The organism is Selenomonas sp. F0473 (assembly GCF_000315545.1).
Taxonomy (GTDB): domain Bacteria; phylum Bacillota; class Negativicutes; order Selenomonadales; family Selenomonadaceae; genus Centipeda.
On record NZ_JH992902.1, the window covers coordinates 1,450,575 to 1,471,348 of the forward strand.

General features: G+C 59.3%; 15 protein-coding genes. 1 reads left to right on the forward strand and 14 read right to left on the reverse strand.

What is annotated here, in order from left to right:
- Positions 1–82: 82 nt before the first annotated feature.
- The 12 genes from aepY to HMPREF9161_RS06735 all read right to left on the reverse strand — a co-directional run bounded on the left by aepY (position 83) and on the right by HMPREF9161_RS06735 (position 15,739).
- A complete protein-coding gene (aepY, locus tag HMPREF9161_RS06685) occupies positions 83–1,198 on the reverse strand; it encodes a phosphonopyruvate decarboxylase (protein ID WP_009728927.1) in 1,116 nt (371 codons plus the stop codon).
- Positions 1,199–1,397: 199 nt separating this feature from the next.
- A complete protein-coding gene (locus HMPREF9161_RS06690; protein ID WP_037348633.1) occupies positions 1,398–3,548 on the reverse strand; it encodes a sulfatase-like hydrolase/transferase in 2,151 nt (716 codons plus the stop codon).
- A 13-nt stretch (positions 3,549–3,561) separates the two neighbouring features.
- Positions 3,562–5,685, reverse strand: a complete 2,124-nt coding sequence (locus tag HMPREF9161_RS06695; RefSeq protein ID WP_009728929.1) for a sulfatase-like hydrolase/transferase — start codon at positions 5,683–5,685, stop codon at positions 3,562–3,564.
- A gap of 14 nt (positions 5,686–5,699) precedes the next feature.
- Positions 5,700–7,793, reverse strand: a complete 2,094-nt coding sequence (locus HMPREF9161_RS06700; protein WP_009728930.1) for a sulfatase-like hydrolase/transferase — start codon at positions 7,791–7,793, stop codon at positions 5,700–5,702.
- Positions 7,794–7,821: 28 nt separating this feature from the next.
- On the reverse strand, positions 7,822–8,919 hold the full coding sequence (locus HMPREF9161_RS06705; RefSeq protein WP_009728931.1) for a 2-aminoethylphosphonate aminotransferase: 1,098 nt from the start codon (positions 8,917–8,919) through the stop codon (positions 7,822–7,824).
- A 3-nt stretch (positions 8,920–8,922) separates the two neighbouring features.
- Entirely contained in the window at positions 8,923–9,633 is a 711-nt protein-coding gene (locus tag HMPREF9161_RS06710; RefSeq protein WP_009728932.1) for a bifunctional 2-polyprenyl-6-hydroxyphenol methylase/3-demethylubiquinol 3-O-methyltransferase UbiG, read from the reverse strand.
- Positions 9,634–9,647: 14 nt separating this feature from the next.
- Positions 9,648–10,355, reverse strand: coding sequence for a bifunctional 2-polyprenyl-6-hydroxyphenol methylase/3-demethylubiquinol 3-O-methyltransferase UbiG (locus tag HMPREF9161_RS06715; protein ID WP_009728933.1), 708 nt, complete (start codon positions 10,353–10,355; stop codon positions 9,648–9,650).
- Positions 10,356–10,363: 8 nt separating this feature from the next.
- Positions 10,364–11,659: a phosphoenolpyruvate mutase gene (gene aepX, locus HMPREF9161_RS06720; protein ID WP_009728934.1), complete on the reverse strand. Its 1,296-nt coding sequence runs from the start codon at positions 11,657–11,659 to the stop codon at positions 10,364–10,366.
- Complete coding sequence (locus HMPREF9161_RS06725; RefSeq protein WP_009728935.1) at positions 11,656–12,375, reverse strand: phosphocholine cytidylyltransferase family protein; 720 nt, start codon at positions 12,373–12,375, stop codon at positions 11,656–11,658. Before HMPREF9161_RS06725 ends, aepX begins: the two co-directional genes overlap by 4 nt.
- A gap of 147 nt (positions 12,376–12,522) precedes the next feature.
- Positions 12,523–13,536 (reverse strand): tryptophan--tRNA ligase, encoded by a 1,014-nt coding sequence (gene trpS / locus HMPREF9161_RS06730; RefSeq protein WP_009728936.1) that lies wholly within the window; start codon positions 13,534–13,536, stop codon positions 12,523–12,525.
- Positions 13,537–13,618: 82 nt separating this feature from the next.
- Positions 13,619–13,840 (reverse strand): hypothetical protein, encoded by a 222-nt coding sequence (locus HMPREF9161_RS10210; RefSeq protein WP_009728937.1) that lies wholly within the window; start codon positions 13,838–13,840, stop codon positions 13,619–13,621.
- A 27-nt stretch (positions 13,841–13,867) separates the two neighbouring features.
- Positions 13,868–15,739 (reverse strand): sulfatase-like hydrolase/transferase, encoded by a 1,872-nt coding sequence (locus HMPREF9161_RS06735; RefSeq protein WP_009728938.1) that lies wholly within the window; start codon positions 15,737–15,739, stop codon positions 13,868–13,870.
- A gap of 339 nt (positions 15,740–16,078) precedes the next feature.
- Here HMPREF9161_RS06735 and HMPREF9161_RS06740 point away from each other — a divergent pair, with 339 nt between their 5' ends.
- Positions 16,079–18,343: an anaerobic ribonucleoside triphosphate reductase gene (locus HMPREF9161_RS06740; protein ID WP_009728939.1), complete on the forward strand. Its 2,265-nt coding sequence runs from the start codon at positions 16,079–16,081 to the stop codon at positions 18,341–18,343.
- A 78-nt stretch (positions 18,344–18,421) separates the two neighbouring features.
- Here HMPREF9161_RS06740 and HMPREF9161_RS06745 read toward each other — a convergent pair whose 3' ends face one another.
- Positions 18,422–19,048 (reverse strand): SAP domain-containing protein, encoded by a 627-nt coding sequence (locus HMPREF9161_RS06745; RefSeq protein WP_156804656.1) that lies wholly within the window; start codon positions 19,046–19,048, stop codon positions 18,422–18,424.
- Between the two features lie 115 nt (positions 19,049–19,163).
- On the reverse strand, positions 19,164–20,465 hold the full coding sequence (gene clpX / locus HMPREF9161_RS06750; protein ID WP_009728941.1) for an ATP-dependent Clp protease ATP-binding subunit ClpX: 1,302 nt from the start codon (positions 20,463–20,465) through the stop codon (positions 19,164–19,166).
- Positions 20,466–20,774: the final 309 nt, after the last annotated feature.

Sequence of the window (20,774 nt, forward strand, 5' to 3'; positions counted from 1 at the left end):
GAAAATGAAAACCTATTGCATAGATATATTCTGTATATAAAAAACGGCCGTATGTATGCAGCCGTTTTTTAGTGTCCATAGTCTATTTACGCAGTGTTTCCATCAGCGCGTCTCTGTTCTCTGCGGGCGTTGTGGTCGGGCGGCCGAGATCGGCGCGCGAACCGATGGCGACGCGCGCCTCAAGGAAGGTTAGTTCGCGATGTGCCTTGATCTGTTCCAACGCATGGCGGAGCGAGAAGGTATCGTCGGCATTTAGGATACGGCGGTAACCGAGCGCATCGGCGATGTGGAGGAAGTGAACGCTTTCGGCGGCGGTCGGCGCGCCGCCGACGGATTCGTGCGCCTCGTTGTTGAGGAGGACGTGGACGAGGTTCTCGGGCGCCGCCGCACCGATGGTCGCCATGGCCCCCATGTGCATGAGCGCCGCGCCGTCGCCGTCGATGCAGACGACACGGCGGTCGGGGCGGTGGAGGGCGATGCCGAGCGCAATGGCGCTCGCGTGCCCCATCGAACCGACCGTGAGGAAGTCGTGGGCATGACCCTCGCCGCGCGCCGCGCGCAGTTCGAAGAGTTCGCGCCCCGTCTTGCCCGTCGTTGCGACGATGACGGCATCCTTCACGGCGTCGAGGATTTCGGCGATGGCCTCCTCGCGGCGCATGGGGAAGGGATTCTCGTATTTTTGCTTTGCGTGCGAGAGCGCGCCCTCGCGGACGAGCAGCGCCGCCTGTCCGCCTGCCGCCAGATGGGGGGCGAGCTCCTCCTTCATATGTGTGAGATCCGCGGGCGTCGTGTCCCGTGTGAGCACGGCCGTCTTGACGCCCATCGTCTCAAGCAGCGGCAGCGTGAGGCGCCCCTGTACGAGATGCTGGGGCTCGTCATGAAGCCCGGGCTCGCCGCGCCAGCCGATGACGAAGACGCAGGGGATGCCGTAGACCTCTCGGTGGAGCAGAGAGAGCAGGGGGTTGACGATGTTCCCGAGGCCGCTGTTTTGGAGGTAGACCACGGGCGTTTTGCCCGTCGCGAGATGATAGCCCGCGGCGAGCGCGGCGGCGCTCCCCTCGTTTACTGCAATGATATGAGATGTGCCCTTATTCCCGTAGGTCTCCATGAGGTAATCGACGAGCGGCCGGAGCTTTGAATCCGGCACGCCGACGAAGAACTCCGCACCGAGGATGTTGACGAAATCTTTGACGTCCATAGTTTATTCTCTTTTCTTTGTAAAATGGGTAGGATGACGAAGCTATGCGAGAAAATCCCGCCCTAGTGTCGTAACCTAAGTGAGACGCAAGCTTTGATGCACACCTAGGAATGAGGAGAATACAAGGGCAGGCGCAGATGAAACCTACGTCAACCGCAGGATTTTTCGCAGTGACACAGCGAGGCGCGAAAATCCCGCATCACGCCCCCGGGAACCATTCCGGCCGCGCCTCCCTCATCGATGGCCAATGTTCTCCATTGCTTGCGATGGAACGAACAAACTCGCGCGCCCGTGGGTAGAAGAACGCGCGCAGCGATTCATCGGTGCATTCGTAGGCGTCCTCCCACTCATGCCCACGCGGGTAGATACCCGTCCGCGTAATCATGAAGTCTACCGTGCCGTCCTCGTCGGAGACCTCCCGCGTTTCGAGGCGGAAGGCGTGCGTTTTTGACCGCACGGCAAACTTGAATGTCTGTCCGGGGAAGGTCAGCGCGCTGTAGGCCACATCGCGCTCCGTTCCGCCGAATACGGCGGGCAGGTTCCCGTCGATGTCCTCCGGGACGGGGAATCCGCAGAGATGCCCAAGGGTTGGGTAAATATCGACGATGCTTGTCAGTTCGTCCACAATGCCGCATACGGGAACACCCGCACCGCGCATCATCCATACCGTACTCGTCTGCATCTCGCATGCAAAATCACTGCCGGAAAGCAGAGCCTGTGCAGTAAACAAGGACTGACCATGATCGCTGTATAGATTTACGATATATTCGTCCTCGTCATAGCGGTCGGCGATGCACGCGAGCAGACCACCGATCGCACGATCTACATTTTTAAGGCTCGCCCAAAATTCCTCCTGGTAAACCTTCGTCGGGAGGAGGCGGACGCTCGCGGTACGCTCCTTGCCCGGTGCAAGTCTGCGGTCTTTCAGCGGCAGATGCGCTTCAACGGTGGGATCGAACTTAAAGTCTTTGCCGTCCCATGGATGGACGTCCATTACGTGCAGCAGGAGAAACTGATCGGTCTCATCGAATGCCTCGATCTGACGGATCGTGCGGTCGACGCCTTCGTAGGATGCCGCTTTCCATGAGGCAGAGACGATGCGGTCGTAGCCGCGCATCACGCCATTGTAGATGCCGAACCCGCTCGCCATAGGGGCGGCGCAGTAGTAGCCGAGGCTCTTCATCTGCTCTGAGAGCGTCGGTATATCGAGCGGCAGCTCGTGACTGTCCTTTTCGTTAAAGATGTGGATTCGCTGCGGATAGCGCCCCGTCTCAATCGCAGGGAGCGCGGGATGCGTGTGCTCGGACGTGGAAAAGCTCTGATCAAAGATGACGCCGCGCGAGAAAAACGCTCCGATGCGCGGCATACAGTGCGGGAAGTGCTCTCGCACCACTGCCCATGGAAGCCCGTCGACGAGGATATTCAGCACGAGCTTCTTGCGTTGCGGATCGTGCCCCAGGAGAATCGGCGTGCCGACGGCGAACGTCTCGCTCGAGGTGAGCGCTGCACTCTCGCCGAGGCGGTAATTGCTGAACGCCCACTTGCCGAGGAGAATATCCTCCGCATCCGAGGCGGTCTCGATACGGCATTTGTGCATGGTGTGCGCGCCGGCGACGGGCAGAATGATCTCTCGTCCCTCCGGCACCTCTATATGAAAACTGTCCTTTGCCATGCGTGCTTTTTGAAAATCAAAGACGAAATCGTGATGCCAATACTGCGCAAAGAGGTCGTCATAACGATACCGTTCGAGCAGTTCGCCCTTTTCCGAGAGAAAACAATTTTCCGCGTAGCATCCGACATAGAACCGGTCGCTGCCCTCGGGCATCGTCAGCGGGAGCGTCTCACCGACGAACACATCGCGCCGGAATGTCAGTCCGTCCTCGTTATAGAAGGGTCGATGGGGAGCGAGCGGGGCATAGTTCCCGGGACCGAGCGCGACGGCGAGCCGATCGAGCGCCTCGGGCAGAAGCTCCGGCGACGGGAGTTCGATCTGCGGCTTGATCTCCTCATACATGCCGTATCCGTAGCCCTGCATGGTAATGGAATCGAGATACCTGCCGACGTACCTGTAAATTTCCGCAAGGAGCTTCCATACCTCATAATTTACCGGGCGCAGACGGTACGCGCGCTCGGCGAGCGGGAGGGCGGCGTCATACCTGCCGTGTCCCGCAAGATAACGCGCCGCAAAGATGTAAAAATGCGCCGTGTCCGGGCGCTCCTCTTGGTATGCGTCGAGACGCGCTAGGTATTCGTCGTCATAGGCACCGCGCTCCATGCGTGCGGCAAGATCGTCAAACAGCGCAAGCGCGCTGTCGTTGTTTTGCCAAAATACGGTGTAATCGTCTTGCATGGGCGTGTCCTTTCTAGGCGTGACGCGGGAAGGGGAAAATTTCGCCATTATTATCAATCCCCCTCATGAACTCCCTCACCCTTGGATAAAAGAACGCCCGCAGCTCCGCGCTGTCGACGGCATATCCCGGTTCCGCCTCGTGCGCACGCGGGAAGATGTCGGGATATGCCCCGCCGAGATCGACTGTGCCGTCCTCTGCGACGAGGTCGTCCGTCTCAAGGCGCAGCGCATGCGTCTTTGAGCGCACGGCAAGTTTGAGCGTCTGCCCGGGATAGCGAGAGATGCTGCACGCCGTCTCCCTCTCCCGCCCGCCGAATACCGCGGGGAGGTTGCCGTCCGTATCGGGGGCGACGGGAAAACCGCAGAGATGCCCGAGTGTGCGGTAAATATCCACGCTGCTTGTCAGCTCGCAGGCGATGCCGGCAGCCGGGACGCCAGCGCCGCGCATCATCCATGCCGCACCCGTAGAATATGGCCCCATGATGTCCACAGCGCCGTCCGCGGTCGGACTGAAGACGGAGACGCCGTGGTCGGAGTAGAGACTCACGATGTATTCGTCCTCGTCGTAGTGCGTCTCAATGTAGTCGAGCAGCATACCGATGCTGCGGTCCACATATTTCGCCCCCTCGAGGAACTGAGCGCGATAGATTTCAAAATTCGGCAGGCGCACGCTCGCCTCCGTGCCCTCCATACCGAGGAGACGCCGCGCGAGCGGCAGGTGCGTCTCTACGGAGGTTGCGAATTTGAAGCCGTTTGCAGAGTAAGGATGCACATCCATCACATGCAGGAAGAGGAACTGATCCGTTTCGTCAAATGCTTCGATATGGCGGATCGTTCGCTCCGCTCCGTCAAAGGCGGGGAGCTCCCACGAGGTCGCGACGATGCGGTCGTAGCCGCGCATCGCGCCGCAGTACATGGAGTAGCCGCTCGCCATCGGCGCCGCGCAGTAGTAGCCGAGATCCTTCATGCACTCCGAGAGCGTCGCCATATCGAGCGGCAGCTCGTGGCTGTCCGCCTCGCTGAACACCTGCGTGTGCGTCGGATAGCGTCCCGTTTCGATGGCGGCGAGCGCGGGGTAGGTGAACTCCGACGTTGAAAAATGGTCGTCGAAGATGACCCCGCGTGAGAAAAACTCCGCGATCCGCGGCATATGTTCCGTGAACCGCGTGCGCATGACGGGCCACGAGAGCCCGTCGACGAGAATGTTCAGCACGAGCTTTTTGCGGCGCGGACTGTGCCCGAGGAGGATGGGCGTACCGAGGACGTAGGGCGCGGATTCGTCCGCATGCAGCGTCGTCTTTTCGCTGAGACGGAAATAGCTGAATGCCCACTTGCCGAGATAGGTGTGATCGGATACTGTTTCCGTTTGAAACGATAATTCCTGTGAGAGTTCCGTGCCTGCGACGGCGACGAGCGCTTCGCGTCCCTCCGGCACATCGATGACCGACGTGCCGCACACTTCGCGTGCCTTTTGCAGATCAAGCACGAAGTCGTGATGCCCGCAGTTTTTGAACCGCGCGCTGTGACGCAGCTCTTCGAGCATGATGCCCTTTTCCGAGAGAAACCGGTTCTCCGCATAACAGCCGACCCAGAACCGCGCGCTGCCTTCGGGCATCGTGAGCGGGAGTTCCTCGCCGACGAAGAGATCGTCGTGAAAGGAGAGCCGCCCGTCCTCTATGGCGGCGCGGCAGGTGAGGACGGGGGCGACCTTGCCCTCGCTCATCGCAACGGAGAGCCGATTCAGTCCCTCTCTGAGGAGCTGCGGCGGCAGATCGATGTGCGGTTCGGGCGTCTTGTAAATACCGTAACTGTAGCCCCGCATTGTGAGCGCGTCGAGCGGGCGATTCAGCGCCGCATAGATATCGGCGAGCAGATTCCATATCGCATACCCGACCGGACGCAGACGGTACGCGCGCTCAGCGAGCGGAAGCGCAGCGTCATACGCGCCGTGCGCTGTGAGATAACGCGCCGCGAGGATGTAGAAATGCGCGCTGTCCGGCGCTTCCGCTTGGTACGCGTCCAGCACGGCGAGATATTCGTCGTCGTAGGCAGAGCGCTCACTGCGCGCGCGCAGGTCGTCAAAAAGGGCACGCGCAAGGTCGTTGTTTTTCCAAAATACGGTGAAGTCGTCCTGCATGGCAAAGCCCCTTTTTATGTAGACTGCGGGGAGTTAAAAACCTCACCATTGTTACTTATCCCCCGCAAAAACGCCCGCACGCGCGGATAAAAGAACGCCCGCAGCTCCGCGCTGTCTACGGCGTGATCCGCCTCACCCTCGTGATCGCGCGGATAGATCTTTACCTCTGCGCGCGAAAGATCGACCGTGCCGTCCTGTTCGACCGCATTAGCGACCATGAGCCGCAGGGTATGCGTTTCACTGCGCGCCGCGAGATAATACGCCTTGGTCGGGAAGAGCGAATTGCTGAACGCGATCTCGCGCCCCGTGCCGCCGAATACCTTTGGAAGCACACCGTCCACATAGGCATCGACGGAGAAATCGCAGAGCGCTCCGAGCGTCGGGTAGATGTCAACCGCGCTCGTCAGCTCATCCGCACGCACGCCCTCCGGTACGCCCGCGCCGCGCATCATCCACGCCGCGTGCGTCATCGCGGGATTTGCAATATCCTCGCATTCGTTGAAGATCGAGATGCCGTGGTCGGAGTAGAGGCTCACGATGTAGTCGTCGGGACTGTAGTGACGTTCGAGGTAGGAAAACAGTGTGCCGAGCGCGCGATCCGCATCGCGCACGCCCTGCCAAAAAGCCGCCCCGCTGAGCGCGTTCAGCACGAGGTAGGGACTCGGGACTCGCTCGTCGGGCGCGGAGAGCCGATCCGCGAGGGGGAGACGCTGCTGCACCGATGAGGAGAACTGAAAAAACTCGGATGCTTCCGCATGTACATCCAGCGCATGAAGGAATATGAAATGATCCGTGTCGGGAAGACCTTCCAGATGGCGGATTAGCCGCTCTACTTCGGCATAAGCGTGCTGACGGTAGGTTGTAACGATGAGTCGATCATAGCCGCGTGTCGCACCGTTATAGATGCCGTCTCCACAGCCCGCCAGATTCGCAGCCCAATAGCCGCGCTCCTTCATCCGTTCCGAGAGCGTGATGCGGTCGGGGCGAAGCTCGATCGCGACGCTCCCGCTGACGAGACCGCTGTGATGCGGATACATGCCGGTCTCGATGGTCGCAAGCGACGGATAGGTGTACTCGGCAACCGAAAAATGATTGTCAAAGATCAGACCTTTGCTGAAAAAATCATGCGCGTTCGGCATTTCCTCCTTGAACCGTCCACGTACGACCGACCACGCGAGCGCATCCACGAGGATGTTCAGCACAAGCCGCCGGCGCGACGGATCGTGTCCGATCCGGACGGGCGTTCCGACGATATAGTCCCGGTCGGAGGAGATGGCGGTGCGCTCGGAGAGACGGAAGAAATTCGGCGCGTCCGGGTTCAGCCATGTCGTATCATTAACCGTGGACGTCTCGAAGCGGATCTTTTGATCGTCCGCCGTGCCGATGACGGGCAGGACGATCTCCATATCCTGCGGGAGGTCGATCTCTATCCTGCCGCGCGCAGGTTCTCCGCGTATGATGTCGAACGTGAAGTCTCCGCCCGCATGTGCCACCGCGCCGGGCGTGCGGCGCACGGTATCGAGCAGCCATGATTTGCTCATGCGCGGTTCCTGCTCGGCATAGACGCCGACATAATAGGGGGGCGAGATGTGCGGCGAGACCGGCAAAAACTCCCGTGCAAACAGCCCGTCCTGCCCCGATAGACCGCGCTCCCTGCTATAGCTCATACGGCAGACGGCAAAGGGCGCATAGCTCGCGACGCCGAGCGCGACAGAAAGACGATCCAGAGCGGCAGGCGTCAGCGCTGCGGACGGGATGTTCAGCGAGATGGGCACGCGGTAGAGATTTTCCGCATAGCCCTGCATCACGAGGGCATCGTCATAGCGCCCGAGGGCGGTATATGCGCGCGAGAGCACATCCCACACGGCGTGATTTGCCGGGCGCAGGAGGAAAGCGCGTTCACCGTAGTCGGCGGCAGCCGCCGCATCGCCGTGCGCGAGCATATAGCGCGCGGCAAAGACATAGAGGTGCGGATGATCCGGCGCTTCCTTTTGGTAGTCGTCCAGTACGGCGAGGTAATCGTCGTCGTACGCAGCGCGTCCACTACGTTCCAGTAAGTCATCGAAGAGGGCGCGCGCACGGTCATTGTTTTGCCAGAATTGTTCCATGGGCGTACCCTTTCTATTCACGTATGCATCACACCTTCAGCGCTTCTTCGAACACGCGAAAGAACGCCCCGATATCCGACGCATCGATCGCGCCGAGCGCGCACAGGCGGAACGTCCTCGTTGTCTGCATCTTGCCGGGGTAGATGGTGAATCCGCGCGCATAGCAGTAGTCATGGACGTGTGTGAAGTCAAAATGCGGGTCGTCCGGATAGCGCACGGCGACCACGAGTCCCGACTGTATTTCGCGCGGAATGGCTTCCTCCAGCCCCAATGCCGAAAGCCCCTCGTGGATCGCGTCAATCACGCGCGTATGGCGCGCCCACTTCTTCGTCTCGCCCTCGGCGAAGTATTCCGCAAGCGCGCGCTTTGCCGCATAGACGGTCTGTACGGGCGGGGTGAACCGCATCTCCCCGGTTTTTTCGAATCCCTCGTACTGCATGACGAGGTTCGTATAGTATGAGCGCACGGGATAGTGCGCTGCCGCGTCGAGCACGGCTTTGCGCGCGAGGACGAAGGAAAGCCCCGTCATGCCTTGGATACCCTTTTGCGCGGACGACATGCACACGTCGATGTTCATCTCCGCCGCATCAATGGGGATCATAGCGAATGTCGAGATGGTGTCGGCGATGCAGACGGCGCCGTGCGCGTGGGCGAGTGCGCCGATCTCGCGCACGGGATTGAGAATGCCCGTGCCCGTCTCCTGATGCGTCGTGTAGACGGCCGTGATCTCGGGATGTTCTTTTAGTGTATCCTCAATGACCGCAAGGTCGGGCAGACCGTCGACGGGAAACGTGAGGTCAATGTGCGGCACGCCGTAGGCGCGCGCCATCTCCGCCGCGCGCACAGAGTATGCGCCGTTATTGATGATGAGGAGTTTCCCGTCCGCGGGGACGAGCGAGGAGACGCAGGCGTCCATCGCGATGGTTCCGGAGCCGCAGAAGAGCACGGTCGTCCATTCTGCAGAGTCTGCATGCACGACGCGCAGGAGATCATTCCCGAACGTGCGCATGAGATCGCCGAATTCGCGTTCGCGCGGGCAGATGTCGGGGACGAGCTGTGCTGCCTTCACCGTGTCGGTCGTGGTTGCGGGCCCCGGGTTGAGGAGAACATTTCGCTTGACGTTCATGAGTCACTTCCGATACATAAAGCAGTTGAAGATGAACGGCGTATTCCAGTAGCCGGGCAGATCCATCTCCGGGAACGCAATGCGCAGATTGTGCGCCCGGGCGAAGTCCTCGAAGAATGTGCGCGTATAGAAAAACCGCGTCAGATTTTGATACAGCTCGTCGTAGTTCGGGATCGTGGCTCGGCGGAACGCGAGGTAGTCTTCTTTCTTTTCGATATCGTGCAGACCCATGACGCCGACGGTGCCCGTGCTCTTTTGGAGCATGAGATTGAGGACATGCTCTGCGTAGGTTTCGTCGGGGAAATAGGGGAAGACGCCGTTAGAAAAAACGGCGTCATATATATGTTCGTTGACGGCAACGTCCGCGGCCTCCGCACAGTACAATTCGCGTGCGTTCGGGAGGACTTTGCGTGCGGCATCGATGAGAGATTCCGCGTAGTCCGTGCCGCCGACCGTGATGCCGTCGCGGGCAAAGAGATAGAGATTCGCACCCGCGCCGCAGCCGACCTCAAAGACTCTTTTCCCGGGGGCAAGCTGCAGCAGATCCCGCATCTGCGCGTCCTGCGCGAGGAACGAGGCGAGCGGAACGCCGCCCGCCACGACGTCGTATCCGTTAAGCCGCTTGAGTTCGAGGAATACATCCTGCCAATCACCCGTAAGCGCATCATCCGATGCCTTGCGCCGGTTCCATATGGCCTGCCATTCTTTTGTCATACGATGGGTCGTCCTCACTTTCGATACATAAAACAGTGGAAGACGAACGGCGTGTTCCAGTAACCGTTCATCTCGATGGCGGGGAATTCGACACGCAGACCGTGCCGCCGTGCGAAATCCTCGAAGAATGTATGGGAGTAAAAGAGCTTGTCAAGACCTTTGTAGCGCTCCTCATAATTCGGCACGGTTGCCACCCGGTAATCGTGGAACGCCTGCTTTTTCTCAATATCATGCAGGTCGATCAGCCCGATTGCCCCGCGTGTCTTTTCGCACATGCGTATGAGCGCGCGCGCGGCGAAGTCCTCGTCCGGAAAATAAGAAAAGACGCTGTTGGCGAGTGCCGCGTTGTATTTTTGCGACGTATCAAAGGTGTCCGCCTCGCCGCAGGAGAGTTCCCGTGCGCCCGGCAGCATGCGCCGGGCGGCGTCGATCAGCGGCGCCGCGTAGTCTGTGCCGCCGACGGCGATGCCGTCGCGGGCAAAGAGATAGAGATTCGCGCCCGCGCCGCAGCCGACCTCAAAGACGCTCTGCCCGGCGGACAGCAGGAGCAGTTCTTTGGTCCGCTCGTACTGTGCGAGGAGGGAGGAGAGCGGGATGCCGCCGTCCACCACGTCGAAGCCGTTCAGTGCTTTGAGGCGCAGGAAGACGTCCTGCCAACCCCCTGCAAGCAGTTCGTCTGAAGCTACGCGCCGGTTCCATATGGCACGCCATTGATTTTCCACGGCGCACCTCACATGACTTCGATGAGACGGATGATGTCCTTGATGGGCATGAGATTCTGATCTGCCTCATGCGCGCGGTGATGGACGAGGATGGATCGCGCGGTTTCCTCCATGGCGGGGAATGCGCTGCGCGTGAGCTGGTTCGCATAGATGACGATGCGAACGCCGTGCGCGGCGAGCTCCGCCTCGGTGACGGTGTTGTAGGAGGAGGGGACGGCGACGATGGGGACATCCGGGTGTGCGGCATGGAACGCGTCGCAGAACGCGAGGACCTCGTCGGGGGTCTTCTTCCGCGAGTGGATCATGATGCCGTCCGCACCTGCCGTGACATAGGCTTCCGCACGTTTCAACGCATCATCGAGGCCCTTTTCGAGGATCAGGCTTTCGATGCGCGCGATGATCATGAATTCGTCGGTGCGCAGCGCCTTTTTGCCTGCGGCGATCTTCTCGGAAAAATTCTCGATCGTGTCCTGCGTCTGCGCGACCTCGGTGCCAAAGAGGGAGTTGCGTTTCGCCCCCGTCTTGTCCTCGACGATGACGGCGGAGACGCCGATGCGTTCGAGCGTGCGCACGTTATAGGAGAAATGCTCCGCCGTGCCGCCCGTGTCCATGTCGAGGATGACGGGCTTCGTCGTGACGTCCATGACCTCGTTGATGGTCTGGATGCGGTCGGAGAAGTCGACGAGCTCGATGTCGGGCTTGCCGCGCGCCGTCGAGTCGCAGAGGCTCGAAATCCACATGGCATCGAACTGGTCGAGGCCGCCGTCGCTTTCGACGACGGTTTTTTCCGCAATCAGGCCCGTGAGACCGTTGTGCACCTCGATGGTCTTGACGATGGGGATGATCTCGAGCAGGCGGCGCAGGCGGCCGCGGCGGCGCTCGGGCATGGCGAGATGTTCGCGCATCCGGCGGTCGATCTCGATGACCTCTTCGTTATAAGTATAGGGGGGCTCGATGAGCTCTCCGCCAAGGCGCTTAAGACACGCAAGCACGTTCTTGCGCAGTGCGGACTCCGGTCCCTTGGCCCAGTTGCCCCCGTGGATCACATAGTCGGGGCGGAGCTCTGCGAGAATTTCGTCATAAAAAATATGCTCCTGCACGACGACCTCGTCCACGAGATCCTCTGCGCGCAGCATCTCCATGCGCTCGGCGAGCGTGCGCGTGGGGAATCTGTTGTAGCGCAGCATCTCAGGATCCGAGAGCACGCCGACGACAACGCGGCCGAGCTTTGCCGCTTCGCGCAGGATGTTCCGGTGTCCGTCGTGGATGATGTCTGTGCAAAAGCATGTGTATACGGTTTTCATCGGTTCTTCATTTCCCTTTCCAAATCCCTGAGGTCCTCTGCGGTGTCGATCTCCCATACGTCCGCCCGCGTGCAGGGGCGGATGTAGACGGAGAAGTCGGGCGGGTAGTATTTGAGCGCGATCTCATCCCAGTACAGCTGCCGATAACGCTCCTCCTTGTAGAGCGCCGCGGTGCAGCGGGCGAGGCGTGCGCCGTCTTCCTCCGTCCAGTACGAGAGGCCGAGCATCTGATGGCAGTCGCGGCCCCCGACGCCGATCTCCGTGATGCGTCCCGCCGCGTCGACGGCAAAACGCCAGTCGTCCGTCTCCGCGACGGGAAACGCGATGTAGTTCGAGCGTTCCTGCATAGGCGTCACGACGGCGGGATTCGCGAGATACAGATCGCCCTCGATGACGTAGGAATCTTCGAGGAGTCCCTGCGTGCCCGCCAGCGTGATCGATGAGATGTTGTTCGACGTCTCCCAGTCGGGATTGTCCAGAAATGAAATCCCTTCGTACTCTTCTAGGAGCGCGTCGAAGGCGTCGCCGCGATAGCCTCGCACAATGGTAATCGACGAAATCCCCGCGGCCTTAAGCGCATCGAGAATGGTTGTGATGATCGGGCGTCCGCAGACCTCGACCATCGGCTTCGGCCGCTCGTCCGTGAGCGGTGCGAGGCGTTTGCCGCGCCCGGCTGCGAGGATGAGCGCTCGTGTAATTTTATGAGGTATGTTCATCCCTCTATTCCCCTTCGTGTGACGCGGGATTTTCGCGCCTAGCGACGTCACTGTGTCAGTCGCTTCGGTCGACGTAGGTTTCCTCTACGCCTTCCCTTGCGACCTCCTTGTTCCTAGCTATGCATCGAAACTTCCGCATCACTTAGATTATATAATCCCCATCTTTCGCTTCGCCTTCGCGAGCGTCCGCTCTGCGATCTCGGACGCGCGCTCCGCTCCCTCACGGATCGCGGCGTCGAGATAGGCCTTGTCGGCGAGGAGCGCTGCGTATTTCTCCCGGATGGGGCGCAGCTCCTCCGCGACGGCCGTGCCGACGGCGGTTTTAAAGTCACCGTAGCCCTTGTCTGCGAACTCTGCCGCAATATCATCCATTGGTTTCCCTGTAATGGCGGAGTAAATCGTCATGAGATTATTCACGCCGTCCTTGCCTTCGCGGAACACGACCTCCGCCTCACTATCAGTCACAGCGGATTTGAATTTTTTCAAAATCGTCTTTTCGTCGTCGAGGATGTAGATCGTCGCCTTCACGTTCGTGTCGGACTTGCTCATCTTTGCCGTCGGTTCCTGGAGACTCATGACGCGCGCGCCCGCCTTCGGGAAATACCCTTCGGGCAGGCGGAACGTCTCGCCGTAGATGCGATTGAACCGCGCGGCGACATCGCGCGTGAACTCGAGATGCTGCGTCTGATCCGCGCCGACGGGGACGTAATCCGCCCGGTAGAGCAGGATGTCGCCCGCCATGAGCGCGGGGTAGGTGAAGAGTCCGGCGTTGATGTCCTCGGGGTGCTTTTGGGATTTATCCTTGAACTGCGTCATGCGCGAGAGATCGCCGAACGGGCTGAGGCACGAGAGCATCCAGCCCATTTGTGCATGCGCGGGGACATGGCTTTGAATGAAGACGAGGCTCTCCTTCGGATCGAGGCCGCACGCGAGGAGGAGCGCGAATGCCTCGCGGCTCTGCCGGCGGCGTTTCTCCGGTTCGTTATAGACCGTCAGCGCATGCAGATCGGCGACAAAATAATAGCAGTCATAGGATTCCTGCAAATGCCGCCAGTTCTTCACCGCACCGAGATAGTTCCCGAGGGTAAATGTGCCGGTCGGTTGGATGCCGCTGAGGATAATTTTGCGGCGGGTATCCTCTGCCGCTTGCGTGTCGGTCATGGAGGTGGGTCCTTTCCTAGATATAATATGATTTTCATTATATACTATCGCACCGCATTTCGCAAAGAAAAACAGCGATGCATCACATTGCGAATGTTTCTCCGTTGCTCGCTACTTCCCGCACAAAATCCCGTGCGCGCGGATAAAAGAATGCGCGCAGCTCCTCCCTGTCCATCGCGTACGCTTCCTCTAACTCGTGCTCCACGGGATAGATGCCGACCTTTGCCCCCGCCAAATCCACCGTGCCGTCGTCGGTGACGGGATCCCGCGTCTCAAGGCGGAGCGTATGTGTCTTGCTCCGCATCGCAAGTTTATACGTCTGTTCCGGGAACTAAGATACGCTGCACACGACATCGCGCTCTGCACCGCCGAGGACAGCGGGCAGATTTCCGTCGAGATCCGTCGGAACAGGGAAGCCGCAGAGCGCACCGAGCGCAGGGTAAATGTCGGCGGTGCTCGTCAGCTCGTCCGCAACGACGCCGCGGGGGACACCCGCACCACGTATCATCCACGAAGCACCGACAGCATATCGGCCTACGAAATCAATCGCACCGCCCGGGGGATTTGGATCAAACATCCCACAGCCGTGATCGGAGTAGAGGCTGACGATGTACTCGTTCTCATCGTAGCGCTCCTCAATGTAGGAGAGGAGCTGTCCGATACAGCGGTCAATATGACGCAGACTAACCTCATGCTGCCTGAGGTAGATCGGCAGATGCGGGATGCGCACGCTCGGCGTCGGGCTGGAGATATCGACGAAATGATCCGCAAGATCGATGCCGGACTCTACCTCCTCGGAGAACTTCATCGGCTTATTGATATTGAGCGGGTGTACATCTGTTGTGTGAAAAAAGAGGAAAAGATCCGTTTCGTTAAATGCTTCGATTTGGCGGATCGTGCGTTCCGCACCCTCCGCTGCGAGCAGGAAGCAGTAACTCATCACGAGCCGGTCGTAGCCGCGCAGCATCCCGTGGTAGAACGCACATCCGCTCGCCATCGGCGCGGCGCAGTAGTAGCCGAGGTCGTGCATCTCCTCCGAGAGCGTCCGTATATCAAGCGGCAGTTCATGGCTGCACCGCTCGTTAAAGAGCTGAGTGTGCCGCGGGTCGCGTCCCGTCTCAATCGTTGGGAGTGAGGCGAACGTATACTCCGAGGCGGAGTAGTGTCGGTCGAAGATTACCCCGCGTGAGAAGAATTTGGCAATGCGCGGCATATGTTCCTCGAACAGAGGACGTACCGCCGGCCAGCAGAGCCCGTCGACGAGGATGTTTAACACGAGCTTCTTGCGGCGCGGACTATGGCCGATGCGGATGGGCGTCCCGACGACAAAAGGGGTGTCGCCGTCGGAGCGCAGCACGGCGGAGTCATTCAGCCGGAAGTAATTAAACGCCCCGGGGCCTAGATAGCCGGGATGCGTCGCGGAAGCCGTATCGATGTGGAACTCTTGCTTCAGCTGCGTACCCCCGCCCGCGACGGGAAGGACCACCGACGTTCCTGCGGGCACTTCGACGTGTACCGGCGCAGTTGTCTCTTGTGCCTTTTGCAGGTCAAAGGTAATCGTACGGTCGAAGAGCATCAGAAATTCCTCGTGCCGGAATTTATTGCAGACGATGGACAGGTCGGGGAGGACTCCCTCGTCCACATAGGTGCCGACCCAAAAACGCGGATGGCCTTCCGGCATCGTGAGCGACAGATGTTCAAAAAGGAAAATATCGAATCCAAACGCAATGGTACCATTCTCTATATGTGCACGGTTTTTGATTTGCGGCGCGTAGTTATGGTGATCCAGCGCAATAGAGATCCGTCCAAGAATCTCGGCGGTATCCGCACTGTTGAGATCGACCGGGAACGGCTGCGTTTCGTACATATGGGAGATATAGGCATACATGACAGCGGCGTCGAACTCTCTGCCGAGCCGAGTATAAGCCTCGGCGAGTATTTCCCACACGGCACGGTTCACGGGGCGCAGACGGAAGGCGCGCTCGCCGCAGACGACCGCACCTGCCGCATCTCCCTGCGCGAGGAGATAGCGCGCGGCAAAGATGTCCGCGTGGACACTGTTCCCACCCGCCTCACGGTACGCCGCAAGCTGTGCGATGAAGTCCTCGTCACAAGCATTGCGTGCCATACGACTCTTGAGATCGTCAAAGAGCGCGCGGGCATGGCCCTCGTTGCGCCAAAATATATCAAGATGATCTTGCATAGCGATACGCCCTTTTCTGCCTTATCAGATAAATTTCATTATATATCATCGCGGTAACTTTCGCAAAGGAAAAAGGCGGTGATGTGCCATCTTGGCGTCTAGCGTCGTTATATGCCCTTTACTGCGCTCAACGTAGCTATCAACTACGCACGTGTTTGTATTCTCCTCATACCTAGAGCTATACGGAGAGGATTGCACGTCACTCAGGTTACGGTGGGGACGCGACTCTTCCGCAAAAATTGCTTGCGTTTCTACCGCCCCTCTGTTACAATATATTCCGCATCAATGAATAAGAACCACAAGATATAGTATATTTTCGAATTAAAAGGAGAAGAGTTCATGGCAGTGACAACGGTAACGAAGCGCGCGGGGCACAGCGTTCCCTACGATCGCGCGAAGATCCTGAACGCGATCGCGGCGGCGAGCAAGGAGTACGCGCACCCGATGACGGCGCTCGAGATTGAGGACGTGACGGCGGCGGTGGAGGCGGCGTTCGAGAGCCGCGCGGAGATCTCCGTCGAGGAGATACAGGATCTCGTCGAAAAACAGCTCCTCGCGCACGGCTTCTACGACATCGCGCGCCGCTACATCACCTACCGCCAGCGCCACGCACAGCGGCGTATGGCGCAAAAGCATCTCATGGCGAGCTACCGCGACATCTTCTTCGCGGACGCCGTGGACTCCGACCTCAAGCGCGACAACGCGAACATCAACACCGACGCGTCCATGGGCATCATGCTCAAACTCGGCGCGGAGGGCGCAAAGCACTTCGTCGATAACTACGTCCTCGAGGAGCGGTACGCCGACGCCGACCGCGAGAACTTCATCCACATCCACGACAAGGATTTCTCGCTCATCACATTCAACTGCTGTCAGATCGACCTCCTGAAACTCTTCCGCGGCGGCTTCTCCACCGGACACGGCTTCCTGCGCGAGCCGAACTCCATCCGCGCGTACGCGAGCCTCGCCTGCATCGCGATCCAGTCGAATCAGAACGACATGTTCGGCGGACAGAGCATCAACGCGTTCGACTTCGCCATGGCGGACGGCGTGAAAAAATCCTTCCGCAAGGCGATTGTCGAGGAGGCGTGGAAAGCGCTCCTCTATCGTCTCGGACACGGGCATTTCACGCACGACGCGTTCAAAAAGGCGCTCCGCGCAGAACTCGACTTCGCCGTCTGTGTCTACGCCGAGGATGCGGACAGCGACCTCGGACAAAGCGGCATCAGAGAGCTGCGCCGCGCGCTCGACGTTGTTTATCGGAACGCATTCGAGACGCCCGCCGCGGGTGAGCTCGACGCCGACGCCGCGACGATCTACCGTCTCGCCTGCGAGAGCGTCGAAGAGGAGACGCATCAGGCGATGGAGGCGCTCATCCACAATTTCAATACGCTCCACTCGCGCGCGGGCGCGCAGGTGCCGTTCAGCTCCATCAACTACGGACTCGACACCTCGCCCGAGGGGCGTCTCGTCATCCGCGAAGTCCTCAGCGCGATCTGGCAGGGACTCGGCAACGGCGAGACCGCCATTTTCCCCATTTCCGTGTTCCAGCTCAAGGCGGGCGTCAACTACAACCCCGAGGATCCGAACTACGACCTCTTCATCGAATCGTGCCGCGTCAGCGCGCGCCGTCTTTTCCCGAACTACGTCAACATCGACGCACCGTACAACCTCCAATACTACAAGCCCGGCGACTACAACAGCTGCGTCGCGACCATGGGATGCCGCACGCGCGTCATGGGCAACGTCAACGGTCCCGAGCAGTCGGGCAGCCGCGGCAACTTCTCCTTTACGACCATCAACCTGCCGAAGCTCGCGCTCGAGGCGAAGGGCGACCTCAATAAATTTTGGGAGCTCTACGATTACTACATCGAGCTCTGCCACGACTACCTCCTCGACCGCCTGAAGGTCATCGAGGAAAAGCACGTCTACAACTATCCGTTCCTCATGGGGCAGGGCGTATGGATGGGCAGCGAAAAGCTCAGTCAGGTCGACTCCATCAAGGGCGTCCTGCGGCACGCGTCGTTCTCCATCGGGTTCTGCGGGCTCGCCGAGTGCCTCGTCGCGCTCATCGGCAAGCATCACGGCGAGAGCGAGGAGGCGCAGGAACTCGGCCTCAAGATCGTTCGCCACATGCGCGAACGCACCGACGCCTATACCAAGGCGGAGAGCCGCAACTGGTCGACGTTCGGCACGCCCGCCGAGAGCACCGCGGGGCAGTTCCAGCGCGCGAACAAGAAAACGTACGGCATCGTCCCCGGCGTCACCGACCGCGGCTACATGACCAACTCCAGCCATGTGCCCGTCTACTACAACATCAGCGCCTACGACAAGATCCGCATCGAGGCGCCGTATCACGAGCTCGAGAACGCCGGGCACATCGCCTACATCGAGATGGACGGCGACCCGTCGAAGAACGTCAAAGCGTTCGAGAAGGTCGTCCGCGCCATGCACGACGCGAACATGGGCTACTTCTCCATCAATCATCCCGTCGACCGCGACCCTGTCTGCGGCTATACCGGCCTCATCGAGAACGAGTGCCCGCACTGCCACCGCAAGGAAAAGGAGTTCGGCACCATGACTGTGCCGCGGATGAAGGACTGAGCAACAACCGAAAGACAATAAAAACGCCGCTGCGATATCATTTCGCAGCGGCATTTTATCTTTGGTATTATGCAGATATTACCGATACATCTCAAGCAGCGCGCGGTTCTGCTCCAAAAGCGCGGGGCGGTAGACCTTCGGCAGCGTGGATTTCTTTACGATCGCCCACAGCGCCGCGGCGGCTTTGAGGCGATGTTTATAAATCCTGCTTTGCGGGTCGGCGCAAAAGTCCTTGAGGAAGCGGTTCCATTCGCAGACCGTATTGTCGTATTTCGCATAGCCCGAGTGCCGCTCATAGAGCGCGAGCAAATCTCGCACGGTGAATGCCCTGTCCTGCGTGCGCTTCACCTTGCGCCATGCCGCCGCCATGTCGGCATTGAACCTGAAATCCCGGACGCCTGTTACCTCGGAAAAATATGCTCGAAACGCCGCGTTAAACGCGAAATTGCAGTCGAGCAGTGGGCAGTCGAGAGAAACCTCCCGGCTGCCTTTTTTGCGCGGCGCCTTTTGCAGGGGAATCAATGTCCCGTTAAAATACGCCTCGATATAGCTGCTTAGCTCCGATTTTGTTCCCGTATGGCGGATGCCGAGCCGTTTGCACAGTGTGGCGAGTTCCGCACGGTACCAATAGCAGCGGCTGAACTCGTCATATGATGTGATGTCCGTAAAATGAGGGCGCTCTTCCAATATACGTACCCCTTTCATGGATATTTGGCGTTCATTCCAGTACGTTTATAACTGAAAAATATCTATGCGCATGAAAAACCGCTGTACATTGGGATGGTCGTTCCCTTCGTACAGCGGTTTTGGCTTGCATGCGTTAGCCCGCCGCGGCGACCTCGATGATGGGAAGGGCGCCGTCGGTGATGCATTCCTTGGTCACAGTGACGCGGCGCGGGGCGGTTTCGCGCGGGATGTCGAACATCACGTCGAGCATGACCTCCTCGATGATGCCCTTGAGGCTGCGCGCGCCCGTCTTGCGCGCGATGGCCTTCTTTGCGACGGCACGCAGGGCGTCTTTGGTAAAGACGAGCTCGACGCCGTCCATGGCGAGCAGTTTTTCATACTGGCGCACGGGAGCGTTGATGGGTTCGGTGAGGATGCGCAGGAGCGCGTCCTCGTCCAGCGTCTCCAGCGTGCAGATGACGGGCAGGCGCCCGATGATCTCAGGGATGATGCCGTACTGCATCAGATCCTCGGGCGTGACCTGGTGAATGAGACTGTCAAACTCCTTCTCAATCTCCTTGCCGCGCACCTCTGCACCGAAGCCGATCGCAACACTGCCCTTGCGCAGACGCTTGGAGATCACCTTCTCGATGCCGACAAAGGCTCCGCCGACAATGAAGAGAATGTTCTTCGTATCCACCTTGATCGTCGGCGCCTCGGGGTGCTTGCGCTGCCCGCGCGCCGTGAACTCGACCACGCTGCCCTCGAGCATCTTGAGCAGCGCCTGCTGGACGCCCTCGTGCCCCGGGTCGGCCGTGATGGAGTTGTTCGCGCCCGATTTGCGCGCGATCTTATCGAATTCGTCGAGATAGATGATGCCGTGTTCCGCCTTTTCGACGTCTTTATCCGCCGCATAGTAGAGATTGCGCACGGCGACCTCGACATCCGCGCCGACGAAGCCCGCCTCCGTGAGGCTCGAGGCGTCCGTCACCGCGAACGGCACATCGAGCAGCCGTGAGAGATGCGAGAGCAGCGCCGTCTTTCCGCAGCCCGAGGGACCGAGCATGATAACGTTCGACTTTTCGATCTCCGTTGCGTCCTTCTCGTCCTTCTCGTTTTCATAGCCGTACTTCATGCGCTTGTAGTGGTTGTAGACCGCGACGGCAAGGATTTTCTTCGCACGGTCCTGATTGATGATATAGGCGTCGAGATAGTTCTTGATGAGATGCGGGCGCGTCTTTTGGAGCACATCGTCGAGCTGCACACGGAACGAACTGCGCTCCTCGGACGAGATGGACTGATCGTGCTCGTCGAGGAAACGGTTGATCTCGCGCACACAGTCCTTGCAGATCGCAAAGCCCGTGTTCGGATCGTAGATCGGCATATCATATTGGTCGCGCACATCGATGATGCGCTTGCAAAAACTGCATTGATGTTTGACCGGATTCTTGGACATGTGGGTGATATTCCTTTCAAAAGTGTGAAACGCCGTCGCGTCGCTGCACTTTGCCGTATGATTCTTAATAAAACCTACCATAGAATACCACAGGAAGGGAATGAAGTGCAAGCAGAATGCGCGTGACTAAGCGAATTATTATAAGGAAAGAAAAATAATCCCGTCGTTTCGAGGAGAAAAGGGGCAAAAGGGGTTGACGCAGCAATGAAGATTATGTTATATTATGACAGTCGCGCTGCGGGAGGCAGAGGCCTTTGGAGGCGCGGGAATGTACCCTGAAAACTACACAATGCAGAGAGGTTAGAGATA

Coding starts and splice junctions, on each gene's coding strand:
- HMPREF9161_RS06690 (WP_037348633.1), bottom strand. CDS start 3,548: ATGCAAGACGATTACACCGTATTTTGGCAAAACAACGACAGCGCGCTT.
- aepY (WP_009728927.1), bottom strand. CDS start 1,198: ATGGACGTCAAAGATTTCGTCAACATCCTCGGTGCGGAGTTCTTCGTC.
- HMPREF9161_RS06705 (WP_009728931.1), bottom strand. CDS start 8,919: ATGAACGTCAAGCGAAATGTTCTCCTCAACCCGGGGCCCGCAACCACG.
- HMPREF9161_RS06740 (WP_009728939.1), top strand. CDS start 16,079: ATGGCAGTGACAACGGTAACGAAGCGCGCGGGGCACAGCGTTCCCTAC.
- HMPREF9161_RS06710 (WP_009728932.1), bottom strand. CDS start 9,633: ATGACAAAAGAATGGCAGGCCATATGGAACCGGCGCAAGGCATCGGAT.
- clpX (WP_009728941.1), bottom strand. CDS start 20,465: ATGTCCAAGAATCCGGTCAAACATCAATGCAGTTTTTGCAAGCGCATC.
- HMPREF9161_RS10210 (WP_009728937.1), bottom strand. CDS start 13,840: ATGCGGAGCAAGACACATACGCTCCGCCTTGAGACGCGGGATCCCGTC.
- trpS (WP_009728936.1), bottom strand. CDS start 13,536: ATGACCGACACGCAAGCGGCAGAGGATACCCGCCGCAAAATTATCCTC.
- HMPREF9161_RS06735 (WP_009728938.1), bottom strand. CDS start 15,739: ATGCAAGATCATCTTGATATATTTTGGCGCAACGAGGGCCATGCCCGC.
- HMPREF9161_RS06695 (WP_009728929.1), bottom strand. CDS start 5,685: ATGCAGGACGACTTCACCGTATTTTGGAAAAACAACGACCTTGCGCGT.
- HMPREF9161_RS06700 (WP_009728930.1), bottom strand. CDS start 7,793: ATGGAACAATTCTGGCAAAACAATGACCGTGCGCGCGCCCTCTTCGAT.
- aepX (WP_009728934.1), bottom strand. CDS start 11,659: ATGAAAACCGTATACACATGCTTTTGCACAGACATCATCCACGACGGA.
- HMPREF9161_RS06725 (WP_009728935.1), bottom strand. CDS start 12,375: ATGAACATACCTCATAAAATTACACGAGCGCTCATCCTCGCAGCCGGG.
- HMPREF9161_RS06745 (WP_156804656.1), bottom strand. CDS start 19,048: ATGAAAGGGGTACGTATATTGGAAGAGCGCCCTCATTTTACGGACATC.